This is a genomic window from Methylomonas sp. PHL2-19 (assembly GCF_059331595.1).
The window spans coordinates 3,186,992-3,207,759 of sequence record NZ_CP196839.1; the positions used below are offsets into that span (position 1 = coordinate 3,186,992).

Genomic DNA, 20,768 nt, shown 5'->3' on the forward strand with positions numbered 1-20,768 from the left:
TTTTTCTCTACTTGCCAACGGCATTAAAACGTTTGTCGAGCGTACAACTCATCAAAGGTGGTCATGATATGTTCGCGGTAAGCTTTACGTTCGCAAAGCGCAGCGTACCATCTGCGAACATTAGGTATTTTCGGAGTGGGAATGCCCATTTCAAAATATCGATAAAGCGAGGTGGCGACGGGAATATCGCCCATACTGAACGCATCGCCCGCCAAAAAAGCCTGTTCGGCAAGATGCGCATCCAAGATGGCAAAATGTTTTTGGCAGCGCATAGCGGCATGCTGAATTTTCTGCTGATCCCGTAGTGCCTCCGGCGTGCGGTAAAATCCCCAAAACAAATCCAGAAAATCTGGTTGCAGTGTTGCCAGCTCCCAGTCCATCCAGCGCTCCGCCAACGAGCGTTTTGCCGGCGCTTCGGCCCACAAATGATCACGACTGTAATTGGCGCACAAATAGCGGACGATGCTGTTGGACTCCCAAACTGTCAGGTCGTCATCGACCAACACCGGTATACGGCCATGCGGATTCATGGCTTGAAAATCGGGCTGATCGAGACCGCCCGCACTGCCGCCGGCATCAATATGCTGATATGCCAAACCCAACTCACCAATAGTCCATAACACCTTCTGCACATTGTATGCGCTACGCCTTCCCCAAATTTTAATCATGTCGTGATGATTCCTTAGTACATTTAAAACGATATGCCATTCAAACCCCATCAGGTTGGCGCTTTGCAGAAACAACCAGCCCAGTGAATGAGCTAGAGCGCTGTACTCAGTACATTACGAATAAACGTTTGCCAGATGGGATTCGGCGCCCAGATTTCGCTCATCGGATACGATGCAATCACCTCCTCTTCCGCCAAGTACAGCCTGCGATAGAGATAAATGAACGAGGATGCTCGCATATTTTTTGCGCAATGCACCCAGACTTTATGTCCTTCGAATACCTTGATAACACCCAAGAACTGTTCCAACTGATTAAGTCTGGGGTGTTCCCACGCCACGGGAATTTGCATATATGCAATGCCTTGGGCTGCAACCAATTCTGCTTCGCCTGGCAATGCGTTGCTAGCCGTTGGCGGCGCCAAGTTAATCACCGCCTCTATGCCAAGCGCCGGAAGTTTGGCGATGTCCTTCTCAGTCAGTTGCGCGGAACACCAAAGCCAATCGAAAACCTGATATACGTTTTCAGCTTCCATGCCATGGTGTCTCGACTGCAGCGGAGCGTCTTGGAAATTAGACATAAAAAATCTTGACCGATAGCTCGCTGATCAACGCGACTGCCGGTCCGCCGGATGATTGATACCGTCACCGGTTCGCACTTCGCCCAAATCAAACGGATTAACACCTTCCAGGCAGCCGACGTTGTAGCCGTACTGGCTAGGCATCGAACGGCGTTGATGGTGGGTATAGATGCCGCAATTCGAACAAAAATAATGTTTGGCGCTCATGGTGTTGAATTGATAAAGCTTTAAGTGCTCTTGACCCTTAACGACCCTGATTCCCGATAGCGGAACCGATGCCATAATGGCGCCTTTGCGCCGGCATAGCGAACAATCGCAACGGCGTGGATCGACAATGCCGTCGAGAAGATCGAGTTCGAGTTCCACCGCGCCGCAATGGCAGGTGGCGCGGTGTTTGGCATTAATGATTGTGCTACCTACTTTTTTGATCATATCGTGGTTGTCGGTTAGGTTTAAGTCGATGGTTCTAATGCTTTCGGCTGGGGCGACTGGCGTATTTCATGACATTGTTTAAATTTTGCAGCGGAGGTTACAAGCCAACCTTACGATAGTCGTCTAGCCAAGTTCCGGCGTTTCTGGCCATCTGTTCGTGTTCTTCATCTCGCCAGGTCTCGCTTAGCGCAGCCGCATACCAGTCACGCATGGCGGGCAAGGCCAACAAACGATCGGCGTAGGTTCGGCAAGCCGGAGTCATTTCCAGTCCATAAGTTTGTACGCGAAACGCGACGGGCGCGAAGAAAGCGTCGACGGCGGTAAAAGCAGGTCCAGCCAGGTAGGGACCGCCAAAGCGAGTCAGGCCCTCATGCCATAGGTCATTCAGTCGCGCCAGATCCTTTTCCAAGGTCGGCGAAGGCGATGCAATTTGAATTCGTAATCCGCACCGCAGTACCTGAAACCCCGAATGCATTTCCGCAACCGCGCAACGCGCCCAGGTTCGTGCCAAGGCATCGGCCGGCCAAACCGCCGGCGTTCGCTCGGCTAAATATTCGGTAATCGCCAGCGAATCCCAGACCACTGTTTCGCCGTCGATCAGACAGGGTACCTTTCCGGTCGGCGAAAAACTGTGGAAGGCGTTAGTTTCATCGGTTTGGGCAAACGGGACGAGCTTTTCGACAAATGGTATGCCGAGCTCACGCATCAGTATCCAAGGTCTTAGCGACCATGATGAGTAGTTTTTATTGGCAATGTAGAGTTCGAACACGAGCGATATATCCCCTTGGTTTCTTAAACGTTGATTTTGGCACTTCGCGCAAGCCCGGCGGAAAAATTGGTCAGCCGTTCGCCATCCTATTTCTGAGCAAGAGGTTTCGCAAACTCGCTCACGGCGCCGACAAATTCATCGGCTTGATCCTGCATGATGAAATGGCCGCTGTTGCTGACGATGATAAGCCGTGAATGGCTGGACAGATGGACTAGTTCGTCCTGCTCGGCCTGTTGAATTTTGGCAAGTGCTTTTTCCGCTTCGACATCTTTGCCCGATCTCTCCGCTTCGCGCGCGACATAATCCAGGTCCACCAAGTTGCCGGCGGTTAGAACCAATAACACGAGATTGCCTAAGCTGCCCGGAGGCGGTGTGGCCGGATCGAGCCCTCGGCGCATGACGGCAATTTCATTGACCACCGCATGAGCGGTATCGGTGCGATTCTGTACCGCCGTTTTCGCTGCCAGGATTGCCGCCGGTAGCGGAGAAGGCTTGCGGTCGGCATCGGCAATCCCCAACAGCCTTACGAGACCAATTCGCGATAACGGCTCGGCCACTGCAATCTGTATGGCTTGTTTGCGGTAGTCCCACGAGGCATAGGGATACTGGTGCATCGGGCTTTGCTCATGCGTCGAATCGACAAGAACGATACCCTGCGTATCTTCGGGAAACTGGTGATAGAAAGCACGCACGTAGATTCCGCCACGAGAATGACCGACCAGCACAAAAGGCGGCGTAATACCGGCATCGTTGAGTAGCGTATGCAGGTTTTTAGCTACATCTTCCGGGTGGATGGCTGTGTCTACGGGATCGCTCCAGCCCAATCCGGGGCGGTCGTAGGCACAAACGCGCATGGTCTGTGCAAGCTTGGCTTGGACCGGATGCCAACTCAACACGTTTTCGCCAAGGCCCGCTTCGAGAACCAGCGTTGGCGAACCGGAACCGATGCGGTAAAGATGAAGCTTCACGCCATTCACCGAAATCATGCGCCCAGGTGGCGGGAATGCGGCAAGGTCGGCCACGGTTCTTTCGGCTTGATAAACGGCTCCCGATAGCGCGGCAAAACATGTGATTGCCAACCCGAAGCACAAGAAGCGAAAGCGCCGAGACCATACCAATTTCATGTCAGCCAACGGAGGGTTGGATGGTACGAGAAAATCGAACAATATCCGAACCGGTTGTCGGGCTTCAACTTGCGACCCTCCAGCCCACGGAATAAAGCCATTGTTGATATTGCGCGTCCAGGTCGGGCGGGGTTGAAATATTCTCGCGAGTGCTTTGCGCTGTTAATTCGGCGGTTCTTTCCTCGATGGTATTCAAACCGACCGCAAGCCGTCGATCGTTGACGGATTCCGGATTCTCGATTGGATACGGTTCCAGTTCGCCGTTCTTATTCGGCTGGAATTGAGTCCCGTAACATTGAGGTTTTCCCTCATACATGCGAATGCGGTCTTCCAGAAACGCAACTTGCCAAGACATCACGTCGTTGTTGGCAGCGGCTTGCTTCAGCAAAGATAGGCAATGCCGCATGAATGGGGGATTGCCGATAGCATGTTGCACGATCAACCAGGCCGCCCAAGCTCCCTCCTCGCCCACCAGACTGTTTCCGGGCCAACCATATTGGTCCATGATGGCCATCAGGCGAGCGGCATTGCTGATATGTACGGCTTCCATATGCGGGTGATAGAGAGCGTGGCCTAGAGAGCCATCGGCGACCAACGCCTCCCGTACTGAAAGGTCGTTTTTTGCCATCGCCACCAGTTCCTGGCTTAACATTTCGTTTGAATGGTGCATCGGGGCTCTGTTTTGGCAATTAGTAAGAGGCGCTTCAGCTTGTGCCCACCGGTGAACGATCTGCCGCGCGCCACGTACCCGGCTGCCAATCAGCGTCGAACACTAATCTGCTTTAAGCGGACGGACGTTTGATCAAGAGCCGAATCCAAAACCACGTCTCGAAGCCTGCGCCAACGATGAAGGCGGTTTTACCAACACCGGAATAGCCGGCCAGATAACAAGCCACGGCTACCGCTAAAATCATTACGGTGATGATGTGATGTTTCATATTCCCGTTCTCCTAAGCATTACACATCTACAGTATTTTCATCTTAGCCGACTCATAACGGCCTTATTGGCAAGCAAGCCGCCGACTATCCCACAGACATAACCCGCCAACACATCAGCCGGAAAGTGGGCTCCCACATTGATTCGCGATAGGCCTACCCATAGCGTCATAACGGCTAACAACAACCGATCGCGAATTGTTAATAACGGCCAAAACATCGTCATGATCAGCATCGCAAACGCAGAATGACCACTGGGGAAACTGTGTCTTGATTCCGGCAGAGCCAAAACGGTAACACGTCCTGAGGGCAGCACGGCACTAGGTCTAGGCATGTCGAACCCGATCTTCAACAGTGCCACAGTTCCCGCAGTCACCATATAACCGAGCATTAAACGCATTAGCAGCTGTTTCAAGCCTGGCAGCGATGGGAGCCGCTCCGCATTAAACGGAAATAGTTGCTGAAAGGCGATCGCAAGGAGTATTACACCAAGTATCCAAGGCATATTTCTGAAGTCACCAACCGCTGTACCAGTCAACATCAACGCATCAATCAAAGGTCCATGCCAGCCATTAACGGCGTAAAAAATTTCTTGGTTCATACCGAACCAATCATACAAAGCATTCATGATTTATTCGCTTAAAAGTTCAATGGCCGGGATCGGCAAATGGTAGACATAAAACTGTTCGTCGCGCGTCCAGCCTGTTGTTCGATAAAGCCCCTGCGCCTCGGTGTTGATTACTGCCGTTGACAAGGTCAGGCGAACAGCGCCCAAGCTGGCCGCATATTCGACTGCCGCAGCTATGAGCCGACCGGCAATGCCTTGCCTACGAAATCCGGCATCGACGAATAGATCGTTGAGAATGAAGGTTCGAGCCAGCGAGACGGACGAAAAGCTGGGGTATAGCTGGACAAAGCCGGTGGTTCTATTGTCCTGCTCGGCCAGGAACAGTACCGATTCGCCGTGTTCGAATCGATCCCGCAAAAATGATTTCGCCGCATTCGGATCGCTGGGTTTACCGTAAAACCGGCGGTAACTGTCGAATAACGGAATGAGTGCTTCCAGGTCGGACAGCGTAGCTTGGCGAACTGCAAATGGCTTCATGACGACTTCTCTCAATGGTCGGACTCAAGGCTTGGCTGCATCGGCGACCAAACTCGCCATGGCCGACTGGCCGGATTCTCGCAAAGCTTTGATCACGCTATTTTGGTTTTCCGGCGGCTGGTTTTGGCTGACTTTCCACTTGCCTTGCAGCCGCGTCACGCTGATTTCTATGCCGATAATCTGTGTGATCAAGCGTTCGGTAAAATCGGCAGGCGCGTCCGATACAGACCAGGGCTCGGGAAAACCAGCTTCGAACTCCCGCGTCATAGACTCCAATTGCCGGCGAATCCAAACTGAATCATCAATCACCCGTAGCCTGCCGTAAGCATGCACAGCGGCATAATTCCAGGTGGGCACCACCTTGCCGGTTTGGGGTTTGGTCGCATACCAGGATGGCGAGATGTAGGCGTTTTCTGCCTGAAACACCGCAAATACTTCGGTTTGCGGGTCGAAGTCCGTCCACAGCGGATTCGAGCGGGCGATATGACCTCGCAAGCTGCCGTAAGGTGAACCGCCCTCCTCTACCCAATGCAACGGAATGTGGTTTGCGTTCAAACCACTGGCGGATGAGGCGACCAATGTTGCTAGCGGATAATCGCGTATCAATGTCTGCATGACATCGATGCTGGGTTCTTCGAAATGCTTAGGTATATACATGTGTTCTTGCTGGATACTGGCCGCTTAAGTGTTGCTGGCACTAGACATTGATTTGGTAATTCAAGGTCACTTCGTCGCCGTGCATGCCGCGGAATCCCCAATTGCAGGCAGGACTTTCATATATGCAAATTTCGATGTCCTGGTGGGCAATGCCGATCTGTTCCTGAATGCGGTCGAACAGCAAACGGATGAGTTTTTTCTTGGTGGCGGTCTCCCGGCCGGTGATCATGCTGATTTCGATAATCGTGTAGGCGTCGGTCCTGCCGCATGGCGCGAACAGGTCGTCTTTTTCCATAGGAAAGAATCGATGCGCTCTCTTATCTTGCGGAAACTGCAGCGCTTCCACCACACACTCATGAATCACATCGGACAATGGCCGTTTGATGGGGTTGAGATGGTCTTTGATGCCGTATATTTTGATTTGCGCCATTTTGATGATCTAACCATTGATATGTTGGACTTTACGATTGCGTTACAAACATCCATCCACTAAAACGAGTTTGCTGGTAGTCGTTTGATGGCGCAATGAAAAAAGCGGTTGCGCTTCGGGGTCTTGAAGAAAGCCGTTAGCTTGTTCTCGTGATGGAAACTCGATGACAACAACCCTTTCAGGCGTCCAATCACCCTCTATAACGGTAGGCTGTTCGCCCCGGACCACGTACCTTCCGGAATGTTTTTCTATGACTGCCGGTATTTTCAAGATGTATTCTCGGAATCGATCAAAATCATGGATCGTTAGATCCAAAATGAGATAAGCATTCATAGGTTTTCCACGGCCCTTAAAAAAGCCGAAACCAAAGGGTGCGGTCGTTCCGGCGTGGATCGGGCTTGCGGCACGAACAGCGTACCGACGAAAAATGGATGTCCAAGCCACTCGATCACCCGGATATCACCTTCGGCATCGGCACCGCTAATTTGCATGGGACCTTGTTTCAGCGCATCGACATAGTCCGGGTTGATGCCGAAATTACAGTAATACTGCTCGGTAGCCGTCGTTGCACCGTAAATGGCTGCCACGCGAGAGTTGGGTTCGAAGCTCAGTTGCATCTCGCGTCCGGCCAGCGAACAAGCCAACTGCGAGATAAATAAATTCGAGGCATACGGATCGTACTCGGCATGCTGTGCGTCTTTAAATCCCAACACGTTGCGAGCATATTCGATAATCATATGTTGAAAGCCGCCGCAGGTACCGAAGCATGGGATGTTGTTTTCTCTGGCATGGCGAATTGCCGCCAATGTTTTGTCAATGTTCTTATATGGGCTGCCGGGGGCGATCCAGATACCGGAACAGCGCTCGAACAGCGTTTGGTCGATGTCGGCAGTTGAAACCCAGTCGGAGCTAATATCCAAACCGAACGCCGCCTTGACATGTTCGATGGCGGTATTGGTCGACAGATGCGGCGAAAATGTCGGAGTGTATTCGCCAAGCAGTGCGATTGATTTGGTCATGGGTGCGTAAATTCCTCGGCTAATTTAAGGTGTTGATCGACATACAGATCGTCGGCGCACTTCGATGCAGGCAGGAATAATGGGAAAGCCCGTCCAGTACCGTGATGTTCGAACAGTCAGGCAGCGCCGATGCCCAATAATCCGCCATCGCAACCGGCGACCAGTTGTCTTCCGCGCCGTGCCAGATATGAGTATCGGTGCTGACATCGGCCAGCGTCGCTTTCCAGGGCTGCACGTAGGCGATGATGTCGCGAGCATAGCCTAGCGAATCGCACTTGAAACAGGTTTTGAGCATTTTGGTCATGGTGGTCCGAAACGTCTTGTCCTCTGCTAAAACCTTGTCTTCGCCGGCCGCGCTGGAAAACAACATCCGCAACAACAGGCCGGGAAACCTACTCGCTAGCCATCCTTGTACTCGAGCCAGCCACATAAAAGCGGACGGATGATTTTGAGCCAATCGGAAAACGGCGTTTCCCGCCGCTGCGTCGATGAAGTTGCCAGCATCCAGCGGCGCAGCCGCGGAAACCAAATGCAGGCTGCGGACTTTGCCGCTCATCGCGCGGCAGACTTGCAAGGCAATAAAAGCGCCGATCGAAAAGCCGATAAAATCGACGGGGTTAGCGCCAACCTTCTTGGCAATCTCATCGGCTATGCATTGGTAATAAACGTCGCCTTGCAAGCGAGGAGCTATGGTCGAGCGGTCATAACAAATGATGGTCAGATGATGTTGTTTGCCATGAAGATCAAAAATTTCGCATTCGTCAGGCGAACCCGGCGTACCGTGGAAATAGATCACCGGCTGACCGTCGGCAGCGCCGTATTGGCTAAATTTTATTGATTGCATAACGGCGGCATCCTGTGTTTCCAAGGTTCGGCTTGTTCGAGCTGGGCGGCCAGTTGAAACAATAGCCGGTCGTTACCTATTGCGGCCATGAACTGCGCGCCATGCGGCAAGCCGTCGCCGCTCCAATACAGCGGCACCGACATGGCCGGTTGGCCGGTGATGTTGGCAAGCGGGGTGAACGGCGTTTGCTGCACGGCTTTGCTAATGATCGCATCCAGCAAGCGGTTGCAGAATAGCTTGTCGGCCAAGCCGGTTGCCAGCACTCCGCGCATCAGCCATCGTTCCAAGACATTGGGATCGAGCGCGTCGGACGCCAACGGCGGCGTGGCGACCGTCGGCGTCAGGATCATGTCGTAGCGGCGATGAAAATCCGCCAAGCGTCCGGCGATCCGCTGCCAAACAGCCAAGGCCTGCTGCAGCTGTTCGTCGCTCACGCCTTTGCCGATGCCGGCCAGCAGCCGGGTGTTCAATTCGATGGCTAGCTGAGGTTCGGCCAGCTCCAGCCACTGCGCCATGTTGGTGACATCCCGCGCGGTATAGTAAAAAATCACGGACAGAAAGGCGCGCATCAATTCGCGGCCGTCGAAATTCCAGGCAGCCTCCTCCACCACGTGGCCGAGTGCTTCGCAGTGTTTGGCGGCTTTGGCCGCTGCGAAAAGACAGTCGCGGTGTATCGAAGTCTCGACCGGAGCCCGATTGATCAGCGCAATTTTCAGCCGTTTCGGTGGCTGGGTGGCGGCATATAGATAAGACTGGGGCGGCGGCTTGGTCGCGGAGTAAGCCTGATCGGTGTTGCCGGCCACTAAATCCAGATAGGCGGCGCTGTCGCGGACGCTGATCGTGCAAACGTGGCTGACCACCGCCCCACCCCAGGCCTTCGATAAATCTTCGAATCGGTTCAAGCCTCTGGACGGTTTGAAACCGAAGATGCCGCAATAGGACGCCGGCAATCTGATCGAACCGCCGCCGTCGCTGGCATAAGCCATCGGCACGATGCGGGCGGCCACAGCAGCGGCACTGCCGCCACTGGAGCCGCCGGAATTAAGGCGTAAATCCCACGGATTGGAGGTGCTACCGAACACGGCGTTATTGGCTAGCGCCGATGCGCCGAGCTCCGAGGTATTGGTCTTGCCGAAGGTAATCAAACCGGCGGCATTGAGCCGGGCGGCCATCTCGCTATCGGCGGCGGGACGGTAATCCTTCATCGCCACGCTGCCGTTCGACATAGTGACGCCTGCGAAACGCAGCATCAGGTCCTTGACCAGAAACGGCACGCCGGAAAACGGTCCACGGTTGCCCAGGTTTTTCACCAGCGCTTCCGCCAGTTCATCCATCGGCGTGACAACGGCATTCAGTAACGGATTGAACTTAGCCAAACGCGCCTGAGCCGCCTTCAGCAATTCCCCTGCCGTAACCTCGCCGGATTGCACCAACTGCGCCAGGCCCAAGGCGTCGTATTGCGGATATTCGTTGAATGGGTTCATCGCTCGGACGGCCGTCTGCCAGCACGGGGCATGCCGGTAGACAACATCAGTGCGCCAACGACCACGACCACATCGGCGACATTGAACACGCCGGTGCGGATTGGCCCGATGCCGATATTGATAAAATCCACCACATAGCCGCCGTACGCCAATCTATCGATTCTATCGATCAGATTGCCCAATCCCCCCGCCAATAACAGTGCATATGCCAATGTTGAGGACAGCGAGGCCGTTTTTGAAAACAGGATGTAACTCAGCAAAGCCAATAACGCCAAGGCAACGCCACCCGAAAACAAGCCGTCGCGCAGGGTGTCCGGAAGCGACGAACTCAGTCCCAAAAATGCGCCATGGTTATGGGCCACCTGTAAGCGTACAGCGTCACCCCAAAACGACCAGACTTCGGTTTCGGACAATAACGACTGGACAACTGATTTACTGGCCTGGTCGCAGCCGACGCAAGAAATCAGCACGATAACGGTCAAGACCATGCGTTTGGATAGGTTCATTCAATATCCCATGATTAGCAGTTGAATATGATTTAAAGCTAGCATTATTCACTAGGTGCGGCTTCCGCTGACTGAGGCAGATGGTCGGCGATTGCAAACCACGGCGCTTTTGAGGCGACCATGACGTGGCGCATCGGTTTACAGCCTGGGTCACCATTAACCGTACCCAATGCTAACCCAAAAGCATCTGGAAACGCCCGATCTGCAAGGTAGAGCCGCACACCTTGCAAAATGTTCGCCTGACATCAGGGGATGAGTGATACTCTCCCAGTTGGTCACTCCCGTGAATCCATCGAAAATCTCGATATTCTACGTATGCCCAAGTAGCAAATGCCGCGCCTGTCGCTTTACGGCACATAGTGCAGTGGCAATTGCGGGCAAACCGTAGCGGGTTCGCTATTTCGTATTGGACGGCACCGCATAGGCAAGCACCTGTTAATTTACTCATGATGATTTACCTAGACTCTGCCTTAATCGCAATGATGGTAGTCATTCGGTTGACGACTTCGTTATACGCTAACCTCAAGCCACAATCGGCGAGGATTTTCACAACGTCGTTTGGTGAAACCCGGACTTTATAATAAGAACTCACTTTTTGCTGCCAGCCGTTTTCCGTTTTAACCTGCAACAAATCCGTCACCCGCACCCTGTCTGCTTCATAATCCAAACAGCACGTCAGTATTTTTGTGTCGTCACTTTTTACGGGAATGAAGCGCTGATCGCCCGTGAGGGTCGTTGAATAATCTCGAAAAGATAAGATCAGTTTTCCGCCTTCGATTAATGATTCGCAGCAATCGATAACCAATTGCCTAATTTCATCCAAACGTTCAAGATGTGTCAGTGTGTCGCCCCAGCAAATAATGAGTTCCGGCTGGGGATCAGCATATTTTTTTACCAGACGAATATCGTCATTAAAGCCGGTAACGGAAAGTCTCTGCGTATTGTCGATTAACTCGGATAAAAGCTGTTGGTTAAAATCAATCGCTTTTACCGTATATCCCAATTTTGCCAGGGAAGCACTTTGTATACCGTGCCCCGCCCCCAGATCTAGGGCGATTGAAGTGCTATGTGGAGATAGGTCGTTAGCTACCAAAAATTGTTGATGTTCTTTTTGCCTGGCATCGAAGTCTCCAACCATCCATGCATAAAAATCGCCAAGATGCCGGTCGTAGTGTTCTTTTACGGTCATGCTATTTCCTGTAGTCTTTCAGTTATTCGATTCCCAATACATCATGAGTTTTGATACTTTGCAAAATAAAGTACGCCACTCATCGAATTGCGCATCCGTTTTCCAATTTAGCGTTTTTTCCCAAAATAATGAATGGCGTGGGTTTTTGCACCGGTAACTGTCGCGGCCTCAGTGACAAAATGGCCAATTTCATCAAATAGAGATAACTCTTCAGTAATTTCTGTCGGCCTAAAATGTTTCATTTCCACGTTGAACGATGCGGTGAATGTGCCTGTTGCAGAATATTGGACGTTTTCCGACCGATGAAACTCGACGCAATAAATAATGCCGCCCTTATTCAACGACTCATATACCGATTCGACGATTTTCAAGCGCTGTGCCTTATTGGGAATGCAGGTCAGTACGGCACAGAATAAAATGGCATCGAATTTTCCAACGTCGGCCGGTATTTCATGGCTATCGATGTAACGCAGGTCGAGCGTTGGATAGTGTTTTAAGCCGCGCCTGATCATTTCGATTGACGTATCTACGCCTGTCAAACAACCGTATCCTCTGGCGTTCAGCGCGCTCGTTATCCTGCCATAGCCGCAACCGTAATCCAGTATTTTTGCATTCTTGCTAATTAGCGTTGCTAACTTATCCAAGTCCGGCTCAAGCGAAAATGAGATTTCACCGGCTACTTGGTTCCATGCATTTTGCTGGGTGTCGACAGGCGCTACCAGGTTATTGAAATTCACTCGGCCTCCATAGCCGTAGAGTATGTGTTTAGTGATGCGGAGCCCGAGGCAGAATCGTTAGGACTTCGGAAAACGGGAGTACTTTGTACAGCACTCGCGGTAATAGTCTCGACCATTTGTAAAATCGTCTTCGCCACTTCGTGGGCATGACGGTAATTGGTCATCAGGGATATATGATCGGCTTCTTCAATGGTTCGCAACGAGCTGTTCGTTGATAAGTTCAGCCAATTGCGTTGTTGTTTCCGATGCCAATTAATGAATTTTGCCGCGGTGTCGGCATCAAGCCCAGTAAACCGGCCCGCTACGATTACCGCTACCGGCAGATCGTTTAAGGGTTGCAAGGAACGAATTTGCTTCAGTGTGTCCGGTAGAAAACGGTATTCCCAAACGACGGTTTTAAGGTAATCGGTTTGGGCAAGGAAGGCATTGGCGGCCGCTTCCGTATCGGCGGGCAGTCCCGCGGCAAGATTGAACAACCTCAAACCGAGAACCGCGCGCATCGCCCCGACAGAGGCCAGATAGGGAAATACCTGAACGGTGGGCGGCGTCCAGTCTTCGACCTTGGGTAAATCGACTTCGGCATAGGTTTCCAGCACCGACGGGTTGGTCGCATCTACCAGAACCAATCCCGCCACATCCTGAGGATAATTCGCGGCGAACATACGCACATACGCTCCGCCGATAGAGTGGCCAACAAGAATATAGGGCCCGGGAATATTCGCAGCGCTCAATAATCGGTGGAGTTGCCGGCTGGTATTAATGGCATCCATCGGGAGCTCGCTTGGCGCGCTCCAACTGTATCCTGCTCTGTCATAAGAACAGACCTTCGCATTTTTTGCCACCTCCGGCTGTATCCAGGCCCAAGCCAGCGAGGAAGCACCTGCGCCGCCTTCGAGAATCACGGTCAACGGACCTGCACCCGTGCAATCAATATGAAACAGATGCCCATCCACCTCGACCATCCGGCCAGGTGGCGGGTATTTTTCCAAGTCGGCCTTTAACGCGAAGTGTTGATAAACGGCCCCAGTCAGTAGCAATGCGGTTGACAATACCAGCCCGGTTTTTATGGCCCGATATATCCAGCACCGAACGGTGCGCAATACAGTAAGAATATTGGTTGCCATATTTAGAGTCATCCAGCCAGCGATTCTTTGAGTGGCATATCGGCATGGCGTTTATGCCAGTCATTGAAGCGCTGACGATAGGATTCAAAGGGCTGATGCAGTTCCCCTCGCGGATCGTTGCTCAGCGCGTAGGCCATGCCTTCGATTAGCCAGTGCTCACCGGCTAGCAGCGCCAGGCTGCCAAAGTGGTCGGCCTGCCAATAATGGATGAGCTCATGCGCCACATAATGTTGTTGCCAACCTCGCGGGGCGACGGCAATTGCGAAACTGCCCAAGGTGAATCCGGCTTTGTTGGATAGGCCGAATGTGGACCGGCATTGCTCCGTGCTGCAAAAAATGATCTTCGGCTCGCCAATAGACAAGCCCCATTGCGTGGCAAGATAACTTTTCGAGTCGTTGAGTAGTGATTGCGCCTTCGCAAGCTCTGAAAAATTGTCCACGCATAGGTGTTGTTCGTTGCAACTGACGCCGAATGCTTCCGGAATCAGCACCCGAACGGGTTTAAAAAATGCGACCGCGGAAATCGGCAACAGCAGCAAAACCGCGAGTATCCATCTAGCGTATTTCATCGATCTTCCTCCATGGCATAAAACGCATACGTTACGGTAAAGCGCAAATTTCGTCCGGTATACGTTTACCCATTGCTATATATAGCCCTTGTACTGTTTGATATTGTCTTCAAAGACAAGATTTTTCTTGGAAATCTCCTTTACCTCCGCTGGGAGATTAGATATATCAAAGAATCTCATAGGTTTTCCGGACTCTTTGAACATCTGAATTTCAGCGAGAACACCATCGCTAATTTCGCCATAAACCCATAATTCATCACATCGACTCAAGAGATTGTTATTCCCGCTTCTAACCAAATCTCTGTCGACGAGTTCGTAGAGAAAATAGCCAAACAAATTGAAGGGATTTACTGGAACCACTCCCTGTTCAAAAGCATGTTTGCATACCAGCATGCGCTGGTGAAAGTTTTTGCACGATTGAGCCGTGAACACAACTTTTTTGTCTTGTTGAAGGTCCTTAGCAAGGTGGTTGAATTCTGCCATGTAAATAGTCTTATAAATATGCAATTAGCGCGAAAAATTGTGCCCTTTTTGAACTTGATCCAAGCTCGTTATTTAGGTTTGATGACCTGCATTTGATTACCGCCGCGTTGAAATTCGTAATCAACCTTAACGATCTGTACGTCAAATCCTCGGCTGGCAAATTCTTCGCTGACGAGGCAGAGATAAGGCGAAAATTGGTCCAACTAGCGCCGTAAAATACACGATTCCAAACGACTAGCAGCCGCAACCGCACGAATTTTATGGCAAGCTATTCCGCGTGTCTGAAAGCCAAGCGGGTCCATACAACACCGCTGGTGCGGTTAAGAAGCTGATAGGACTCGGCCTGAACATTTAGAATCGGCCGCAAACCGTGTTGTCCTGCCAAATTAACCGTTTCTTGGCCTGACACCTGGAACATTCGCCGCCCCTTTGGCACAGAGCCGTGCCGAAGCGACAACATCAGGAGACCGTTAGGAGCCAACAGTGCGGCCACTTTAGCCATTGCAATACGCCGCTCCCGCTCGTTCAAGTGCATCCATACTGCGTTCAAAATAACGGTATCGAACATCTGGCGGCGCGCCAAAACGCGATCGAGCGAAGGCAAAGCGTCATCCAGCCATTCAATTGCAGAGCCCGCGGATCTCGCCATTCCGGCAATGCGGAATTCCTCGGTCGGCTCGACTGCAACCACCCTGTGTCCGCGCGCTGCAAACCAAGCAGCGTCGATACCAATGCCCGCGCCGATGTCCAAAACAAATCCCGGTGTTGTCGGCAACAGGTGTAATTCGGCGCGGTGAAGCTCCTCGAATACGATGGTTTCGTATTGGAGAATCAATGTTGCCGCGCACTCGCTGTAACCTTCGGTACCCGGCGTTCTAAGGGCGTTGGGTATGGAAGTTGTGTCCAGACTTCTCACCCGGTTATTGTTTTTCCCAATGTTTGGCACCAAATCGGCCGATGCGCCCAAGATGGGTAAAGCCGAATCCCGCCGGATACTTGAGTCCGTAACCCAGCGCCCGGTCAAAACCGATATGGGCACACCAGATCAAACCGGCACATTGAAGTATCGGGGACGGAACCGTAAAACCAATCACCAGGCTGACAACGGCGCCGAGGTATGAATGCGCCGTGTTATAGCTAATGGCGCCCACTTTGGCGCCGGCGAAGTAACCGAGTAAAGATAGATCAGGCACCAGGAAGTAGATTGCGAACGTGCTCCAGTCCAAATCGAATTTTGCGTAGGCGAGGCAGGCGGCAAGCAGCACGCACAATCCCTCCAGTCGCAATAACACCCGAACGGTACCTGTGGTTTCACCTAACATTTTGACTCCGGCAGTTTCCGCATAGAAACGGATTATTTTGGGTTAATTACAACTCAGGATCAGGTCTTGCAACAACTGTCAGTATTGACAGGGTTATGGTGTGAAACTTGTAACCTGTGGCATACAGCTCGCTTATGATCCGCCATCGCTGCAACCGCAGTCTAGGATTTATTCTATATCGACAAGCGCTCTTGGCCTATTGCATCTCACTCGGCTCCCATGAAAGCCAGCATCAGATGCATTTGCGCGGCCAACATCGGAACGCCGGTGTGGATGACTTTCCCTTGGCCGGACGCTTCCTGGAGTAGCGGTGTCATTTCAGGGGCGATCACGCATTCGGCTACCAAGTCGCAATGCCGTATCAAAGGATTGGCTATCGGTAGCTCATCATTCGGTTTCATGCCGAGAGAAGTGGCGTTAATAGCGATATCGTAGTGGGATGTTTCGTGGATTGCTGTGGTTACCTCAAGTTGAGGATACGCATGACGGACGCGCTCCGACAAAGCACTCACCCGATCCGGCGTACGATTTTGTATGCAAAGTGAAGCGCAGCCGTGTTTGGCAAGGGCAAAAGCAATCGCCGATGCAGCGCCTCCGGCTCCGACCAGAAGGATATGTGCGTCTTTCACGCTGTATCCGGCCCCGGCTAATCCGGCAACAAAACCTTCGCCGTCCAGCATGGTGCCAATCAGGCGGCCATCACCGTTCCGGCGAATGACATTCACGGCACCGACCAGGCGTGCATTGGGAGTCAGTTCATCAGCCAAGTGGGCGGCAACGGCTTTGTGTGGCATGGAAACCACTGCCCCCCCGAAGTTTTTCAAGGTGCGCAGGCCCGTAATAAACGCGGGAAAATCTTCTGCCGATACTTGCATGGGAAGCATGACAAAATCACCCAGGCGCCCTCTTTCATCCAGCAGTCTGTTTGCCATAGCCGGCGTTCTGGCCTGGCTAACCGGGTCGGCGATGACGCCGAGTATTTTAGTGTTGCCGGTAATCGATGCGAGCATATTTTTGAATGTGACTTAAAATGCGAGAGGGATTGTGCCTTTGCGGGTCATATTGCACGATAGCGATATACTCCATATTCCCAATAGCCGCGGCCCGGCTTCGTGGGACCGACCCAGTTTCTGGCTAACAACTCCTGGGCTATGAAGTAATTAACGAAACCATGCCCCACCAACAAGACGCTTTTATGCTCATGCGCCATATCTATTAATGTCGATGCCGCGATTTGCGCCCGCTGTTTTGCCATGGAGAGCGACTCGCCATTTTCAGCGAAACCAAGCACCGACATACACCGTAATAGTATTCCCCAGGCATTAACCGACATCGTCAATGCCCCCTGTTTGAAATGAGGGGTAGCGATTTCCCGAAACACGGGGTCGCTCAGCAAAATATCGCTAAATCCCAGTGCCTTGGCCGATTCCAAAGAACGGATAAAGTCGCTACAAACGGCGACATGGCATGCCGATGCGCGCTGCTTGGCGTTTTCCGGCGCTTCGTCCGCTATTCCTGATAAATCATAATTTCTGATAATCTCGCCAATCTCTCGCGCTTTGGCTTTGCCTTTCAGCTCGAACGCCGGTTTACCGTGCCTGATTAATGTAATGTCCATGGGTCGTCTTGTAACATAGCGGTGGCATTAACCCTCATTTCATGGGTTGCCGAATGATGGTTTTCCAGTTCTTCGGATCTGCGCGCCGTATATCACTCAAATAAATTTCGTGATGCTTGCCAATCCGGCTAGTCCTGGTATCGATGAATGCATGCAACCGCTCAATAGTGGGTCCTTCTTCGCAGAATGGGCCAATATGCAAAATCTGAGCGCAAAGACCCTCCGAGAAATTTTCCAGCCGCAGCCTATCTATGCCGGGCAGATTCTTTTTTCTTCGGACTTCGGCAAGAGCGGCGTCGACGATGTCATTCGCTACGAAGTCAGGTTGCAAGATCATCATCGTCCACTTCCATTTTGCCTTGTCGTTGGCTGCAAAGACAGCCATATCATCCGCCCACCATAATCCTTCCAGCGGCATGACCGAATAATCAAGCGCTTGCGACCCCTTCTTGACCATAAATTTGGCCGTGTAGGATACGGAAAACAAGGCCTCGACGGCCTGCGCATAGGCTTGCGAGGTATTGGGATCGCCTTCGCCGTCCACCATCAGGTATCTCAACGGCGGTACCTCAACCTGCACGACCGCTTTGGCGCTGGCTTGATACAAGTGCTTCAATTCTTTTCTGAGGTCGATCTTGTCCATGGATGCTCCCGATGGCGGCTATCGTAAAACATAAGGGAGGCGCGTTAACGCGTTCGGATTAACGGCGATGTTAAACCTCAGTACGGTCGCCTACTGTGGTGGGATGAGAGATCACCAAAAACCGGACATCAGCGCTGGATTCATTGATGAATTGGTGTGGCGTCCTTGGAGCGACTTCAATGCCTTGTCCTTCGGATAATTGGATGCGTTTGCCGTTTACTTCCATCATGGCGCAACCTTCCAAAATATAGAAAAACTGGCGAGCGCTGGCATGAAAATGTCGTACTTCGCTTGCGCCGGGCGGCACGCGCTCGGAGATCACCGACATGTCGGTTCGTTTTACAAGATGCCAACCGTCGCAGCCGTCGCCCCATGTGTAGTGCTCAGCGGATGAGCGGTCGATTGCTTGCATAAATTTTTTCGATTAATTGGTTGCGTTTTGAGCGATAAACCACTCGACGACGGCCGACATGACCACCACTCCCGCCCCATCGACAACCTCAACGGGAATTGCGGCCACTACGCGGCCTCGGGCCGTCAACTCAGAAGACCAGCGCTCAGTCTCTGCAATGGAGACATTGCATCTGGCCGAAACCTGCCCTAATGCCGGCTTGCGAAATTTGGCCTCAAGCTTTCTGACCACCGGAACGATGCCTGAGGTATCGGAAAACTGCCGTGAAAGAAACGCTCCGGAACCTGCTTCGGCAACCGCCAATAATGCGCTGCCGTGGACGGTGCCGAGATGATTGGCGTATCGAGGGTTTCCCGGTAAGCAAACTAAAAAGCCACTATCCGAGTTGGCTAGCCGTAAACCGATCAACTGATTGAAAGGTAATTGCGAAACGTCCATGGTAATAATCTCTGATGAGTATTCAAGTGAATTGTTTGATTTCTGGTTTTTCAACCGCCAGCCTGGCAAGCAGGTCGATATAAGCCTCCTCGATAAGCTGATGATCAGAGATACCCAGCCTTTCCAGCAATGCGTGCACAATTACCACACCGGCTTCGTTAGGTTCACCCTCGCCAAGCACCACTTCCAATTCCAGAAAATTACCCAATCCTTCGACTTTATCCAAATGCACTCGGGTTTTGCCGACCATGAACAATGTGCGGTGTTTTCGCACCCTACCGCTTTCACCATAAGCAAGCGTCAAGCTTTGCCTGAGTGCATCCGGCGATGCGGTGGGAGATATCACATAAAAAGACTGCTTGGGGCCGGCGCTGTCGGGGCGTTGATAGAAAATCAGTTGCCCGTCATAATCGGAGAAGGCGCGAAGTTTCAGTCGTCCGTTGGGGCAAGGAAAAAAAGTATCGTCCTGAATGATTTCGATAGGTCCTTCATCGGCGATCTTGACCACCAGCGGCCATAGTGATTCGACGCTGTCGATTCGCGCTTTGATTTCAATATTTCTGGCCATATTTGCTTCTGTTAGACAGTATGATTTTGACGGTCGACATCCGGCAAGTTGTCATACACCTGCTCGACGGTTCGGTGTTCGGTTAAGGCTTTAACGACGGCCGGCAAGGGTTCCGCATGGATGCCGGGCAAGTCTTGTTCCAAGGGATTCACAATCGGGAAAGCCAATTTTTCCAGCGGCGGGCAAAAGTCCGCCTCCACACCGGGCTTATTGCCGCGCGCATCGACCCGGTACCAGCCGTGTTGCGACAGGTAAACCGCATTCAAACCGTGCAGGCAATAAGGGGGCTGGTCGCCGTCTAGCGTCAAACGCTGGTAACACAATCCGGCCGGAATGCCGTTGGCGCGCAATAGCGCCGCCAACAAATGACTTTTGGCGTAACAATAGCCGGTGCCGTGGCTCAACACCTCCGAAGCCTTGCAGGTCACGGGATTCAGCCGGTAGTCCCAGCTATGTTTGATTGCGTCGCGCACGAATTCGAAACAGCGTTTGGCGATTTCTTCCTCATCGGCGCAGCCCTCCGCCAACTTGGCTGCTTGGGCGACAATTGCCGGATGTCGGCTATCGATATAAAGACTGCAGTCCAGATAGGGTTTCATCGCTGCGCCTTGGATTTCCGCTAATACGCCGGTCAGCAATGAAACGATTTCCGGCATCGCCAACAGCTCGGCTTCGCCTATGTGCGCGCTCGGCAACGGCAAGGTGATCGAGGCGGCTTCGATCAGTGTGGCCGACATGGTGACTAAGGTTTCCCGGAGCGCGGCATCGGCATGATGGGCGCGAGGCGTCGCGTTCAATACCGCCACCGGTTTATCCACAAAGCCCTCGAATGCCACCAACCAATCCAGCGCGTTTTTGATAGTGCCGGTAACGCCGTGGGCATATTCAGGGCTGGCGATCAGCAAGGCATCCGCCGAGGCGACTTCGTTGCGCAATTGCTTCGCGACGGTCGGAAGCGCGCTTTCCAAATCCGGATTGTATAAGGGCAACTCGCCAAGCCCGGAAAACAGACGGACTTCAATCGAAGCCGGTGCCAACTGTTTTACGACCCTCAGCACGGCGGAATTGATAGACGCCGCCCGCAAACTGCCCGATAAGGCCAGAATTTTCATG

The 20,768-nt window shown here is 52.4% G+C and carries 31 protein-coding genes; all 31 read right to left on the reverse strand.

Annotated features, from left to right (window positions below):
* Window positions 1-23: 23 nt before the first annotated feature.
* Window positions 24-668, reverse strand: coding sequence for a glutathione S-transferase family protein (locus ACR02O_RS14650; RefSeq protein WP_051670373.1), 645 nt, complete (start codon window positions 666-668; stop codon window positions 24-26).
* 92 nt (window positions 669-760) lie between these two features.
* Window positions 761-1,246 (reverse strand): protein tyrosine phosphatase family protein, encoded by a 486-nt coding sequence (locus ACR02O_RS14655; protein WP_033158686.1) that lies wholly within the window; start codon window positions 1,244-1,246, stop codon window positions 761-763.
* Window positions 1,247-1,273: 27 nt separating this feature from the next.
* On the reverse strand, window positions 1,274-1,678 hold the full coding sequence (locus ACR02O_RS14660) for a GFA family protein (protein ID WP_033158687.1): 405 nt from the start codon (window positions 1,676-1,678) through the stop codon (window positions 1,274-1,276).
* Window positions 1,679-1,775: 97 nt separating this feature from the next.
* A complete protein-coding gene (locus ACR02O_RS14665) occupies window positions 1,776-2,447 on the reverse strand; it encodes a glutathione S-transferase family protein (protein ID WP_494521917.1) in 672 nt (223 codons plus the stop codon).
* 86 nt (window positions 2,448-2,533) lie between these two features.
* Complete coding sequence (locus tag ACR02O_RS14670) at window positions 2,534-3,469, reverse strand: alpha/beta fold hydrolase (protein ID WP_225892847.1); 936 nt, start codon at window positions 3,467-3,469, stop codon at window positions 2,534-2,536.
* Window positions 3,470-3,635: 166 nt separating this feature from the next.
* Window positions 3,636-4,241 (reverse strand): DUF6624 domain-containing protein, encoded by a 606-nt coding sequence (locus tag ACR02O_RS14675; RefSeq protein ID WP_033158690.1) that lies wholly within the window; start codon window positions 4,239-4,241, stop codon window positions 3,636-3,638.
* Between the two features lie 112 nt (window positions 4,242-4,353).
* Window positions 4,354-4,509 (reverse strand): hypothetical protein, encoded by a 156-nt coding sequence (locus ACR02O_RS14680; RefSeq protein ID WP_165385957.1) that lies wholly within the window; start codon window positions 4,507-4,509, stop codon window positions 4,354-4,356.
* 38 nt (window positions 4,510-4,547) lie between these two features.
* Window positions 4,548-5,135: a phosphatase PAP2 family protein gene (locus ACR02O_RS14685; protein ID WP_051670375.1), complete on the reverse strand. Its 588-nt coding sequence runs from the start codon at window positions 5,133-5,135 to the stop codon at window positions 4,548-4,550.
* Window positions 5,136-5,138: 3 nt separating this feature from the next.
* Window positions 5,139-5,612: a GNAT family N-acetyltransferase gene (locus ACR02O_RS14690; RefSeq protein ID WP_033158691.1), complete on the reverse strand. Its 474-nt coding sequence runs from the start codon at window positions 5,610-5,612 to the stop codon at window positions 5,139-5,141.
* 24 nt (window positions 5,613-5,636) lie between these two features.
* Entirely contained in the window at window positions 5,637-6,269 is a 633-nt protein-coding gene (locus ACR02O_RS14695; RefSeq protein ID WP_033158692.1) for an FMN-binding negative transcriptional regulator, read from the reverse strand.
* A 40-nt stretch (window positions 6,270-6,309) separates the two neighbouring features.
* Window positions 6,310-6,699, reverse strand: a complete 390-nt coding sequence (locus tag ACR02O_RS14700; RefSeq protein ID WP_033158693.1) for a tautomerase family protein — start codon at window positions 6,697-6,699, stop codon at window positions 6,310-6,312.
* A gap of 42 nt (window positions 6,700-6,741) precedes the next feature.
* The gene (locus tag ACR02O_RS14705; protein ID WP_033158694.1) at window positions 6,742-7,032 is read right to left on the reverse strand and encodes a DUF1330 domain-containing protein; all 291 of its coding nucleotides are present in this window, start codon (window positions 7,030-7,032) and stop codon (window positions 6,742-6,744) included.
* Entirely contained in the window at window positions 7,029-7,718 is a 690-nt protein-coding gene (locus tag ACR02O_RS14710; protein ID WP_458137572.1) for a CTP synthase C-terminal region-related (seleno)protein, read from the reverse strand. The genes ACR02O_RS14705 and ACR02O_RS14710 overlap by 4 nt, the downstream gene beginning before the upstream one ends.
* 19 nt (window positions 7,719-7,737) lie before the next feature.
* Window positions 7,738-8,562, reverse strand: coding sequence for an alpha/beta fold hydrolase (locus ACR02O_RS14715; RefSeq protein ID WP_458137573.1), 825 nt, complete (start codon window positions 8,560-8,562; stop codon window positions 7,738-7,740).
* On the reverse strand, window positions 8,550-10,046 hold the full coding sequence (locus ACR02O_RS14720; RefSeq protein ID WP_494521918.1) for an amidase: 1,497 nt from the start codon (window positions 10,044-10,046) through the stop codon (window positions 8,550-8,552). Before ACR02O_RS14720 ends, ACR02O_RS14715 begins: the two co-directional genes overlap by 13 nt.
* Window positions 10,043-10,552, reverse strand: coding sequence for a signal peptidase II (lspA, locus tag ACR02O_RS14725; protein WP_494521919.1), 510 nt, complete (start codon window positions 10,550-10,552; stop codon window positions 10,043-10,045). The genes ACR02O_RS14720 and lspA overlap by 4 nt, the downstream gene beginning before the upstream one ends.
* A 172-nt stretch (window positions 10,553-10,724) precedes the next feature.
* A complete protein-coding gene (locus tag ACR02O_RS14730; protein ID WP_494521920.1) occupies window positions 10,725-11,000 on the reverse strand; it encodes a GFA family protein in 276 nt (91 codons plus the stop codon).
* Between the two features lie 6 nt (window positions 11,001-11,006).
* Window positions 11,007-11,741: a class I SAM-dependent methyltransferase gene (locus ACR02O_RS14735; protein WP_494521921.1), complete on the reverse strand. Its 735-nt coding sequence runs from the start codon at window positions 11,739-11,741 to the stop codon at window positions 11,007-11,009.
* Window positions 11,742-11,848: 107 nt separating this feature from the next.
* Window positions 11,849-12,478 carry a class I SAM-dependent methyltransferase gene (locus ACR02O_RS14740; RefSeq protein WP_494521922.1) on the reverse strand — a complete coding sequence of 210 codons (630 nt, stop codon included), beginning with the start codon at window positions 12,476-12,478 and terminating at the stop codon, window positions 11,849-11,851.
* On the reverse strand, window positions 12,475-13,467 hold the full coding sequence (locus tag ACR02O_RS14745) for an alpha/beta hydrolase (RefSeq protein ID WP_494521923.1): 993 nt from the start codon (window positions 13,465-13,467) through the stop codon (window positions 12,475-12,477). The genes ACR02O_RS14740 and ACR02O_RS14745 overlap by 4 nt, the downstream gene beginning before the upstream one ends.
* A 143-nt stretch (window positions 13,468-13,610) precedes the next feature.
* Window positions 13,611-14,171, reverse strand: a complete 561-nt coding sequence (locus ACR02O_RS14750; RefSeq protein ID WP_101052376.1) for a hypothetical protein — start codon at window positions 14,169-14,171, stop codon at window positions 13,611-13,613.
* A gap of 75 nt (window positions 14,172-14,246) precedes the next feature.
* On the reverse strand, window positions 14,247-14,654 hold the full coding sequence (locus tag ACR02O_RS14755; protein ID WP_101052375.1) for a DUF7768 domain-containing protein: 408 nt from the start codon (window positions 14,652-14,654) through the stop codon (window positions 14,247-14,249).
* Between the two features lie 268 nt (window positions 14,655-14,922).
* Window positions 14,923-15,621, reverse strand: a complete 699-nt coding sequence (locus tag ACR02O_RS14760) for a class I SAM-dependent methyltransferase (protein WP_205454250.1) — start codon at window positions 15,619-15,621, stop codon at window positions 14,923-14,925.
* Window positions 15,575-15,976, reverse strand: a complete 402-nt coding sequence (locus tag ACR02O_RS14765) for a DUF4260 domain-containing protein (protein ID WP_101052374.1) — start codon at window positions 15,974-15,976, stop codon at window positions 15,575-15,577. The genes ACR02O_RS14760 and ACR02O_RS14765 overlap by 47 nt, the downstream gene beginning before the upstream one ends.
* A gap of 206 nt (window positions 15,977-16,182) precedes the next feature.
* Window positions 16,183-16,986 (reverse strand): shikimate dehydrogenase family protein, encoded by an 804-nt coding sequence (locus tag ACR02O_RS14770; protein ID WP_494521924.1) that lies wholly within the window; start codon window positions 16,984-16,986, stop codon window positions 16,183-16,185.
* 47 nt (window positions 16,987-17,033) lie between these two features.
* Window positions 17,034-17,594 (reverse strand): histidine phosphatase family protein, encoded by a 561-nt coding sequence (locus ACR02O_RS14775; RefSeq protein WP_101052372.1) that lies wholly within the window; start codon window positions 17,592-17,594, stop codon window positions 17,034-17,036.
* 34 nt (window positions 17,595-17,628) lie between these two features.
* Window positions 17,629-18,237: a GyrI-like domain-containing protein gene (locus ACR02O_RS14780; protein WP_101052371.1), complete on the reverse strand. Its 609-nt coding sequence runs from the start codon at window positions 18,235-18,237 to the stop codon at window positions 17,629-17,631.
* A 70-nt stretch (window positions 18,238-18,307) separates the two neighbouring features.
* On the reverse strand, window positions 18,308-18,649 hold the full coding sequence (locus ACR02O_RS14785) for a cupin domain-containing protein (RefSeq protein WP_101052370.1): 342 nt from the start codon (window positions 18,647-18,649) through the stop codon (window positions 18,308-18,310).
* A 12-nt stretch (window positions 18,650-18,661) separates the two neighbouring features.
* On the reverse strand, window positions 18,662-19,141 hold the full coding sequence (locus ACR02O_RS14790; RefSeq protein WP_240618010.1) for a PaaI family thioesterase: 480 nt from the start codon (window positions 19,139-19,141) through the stop codon (window positions 18,662-18,664).
* Entirely contained in the window at window positions 19,110-19,655 is a 546-nt protein-coding gene (locus ACR02O_RS14795; RefSeq protein WP_101052368.1) for a class IV adenylate cyclase, read from the reverse strand. The genes ACR02O_RS14790 and ACR02O_RS14795 overlap by 32 nt, the downstream gene beginning before the upstream one ends.
* Before the next feature lie 11 nt (window positions 19,656-19,666).
* Window positions 19,667-20,767 (reverse strand): NAD(P)H-dependent oxidoreductase, encoded by a 1,101-nt coding sequence (locus ACR02O_RS14800; protein WP_101052367.1) that lies wholly within the window; start codon window positions 20,765-20,767, stop codon window positions 19,667-19,669.
* Between the last annotated feature and the right edge of the window lies 1 nt (window position 20,768).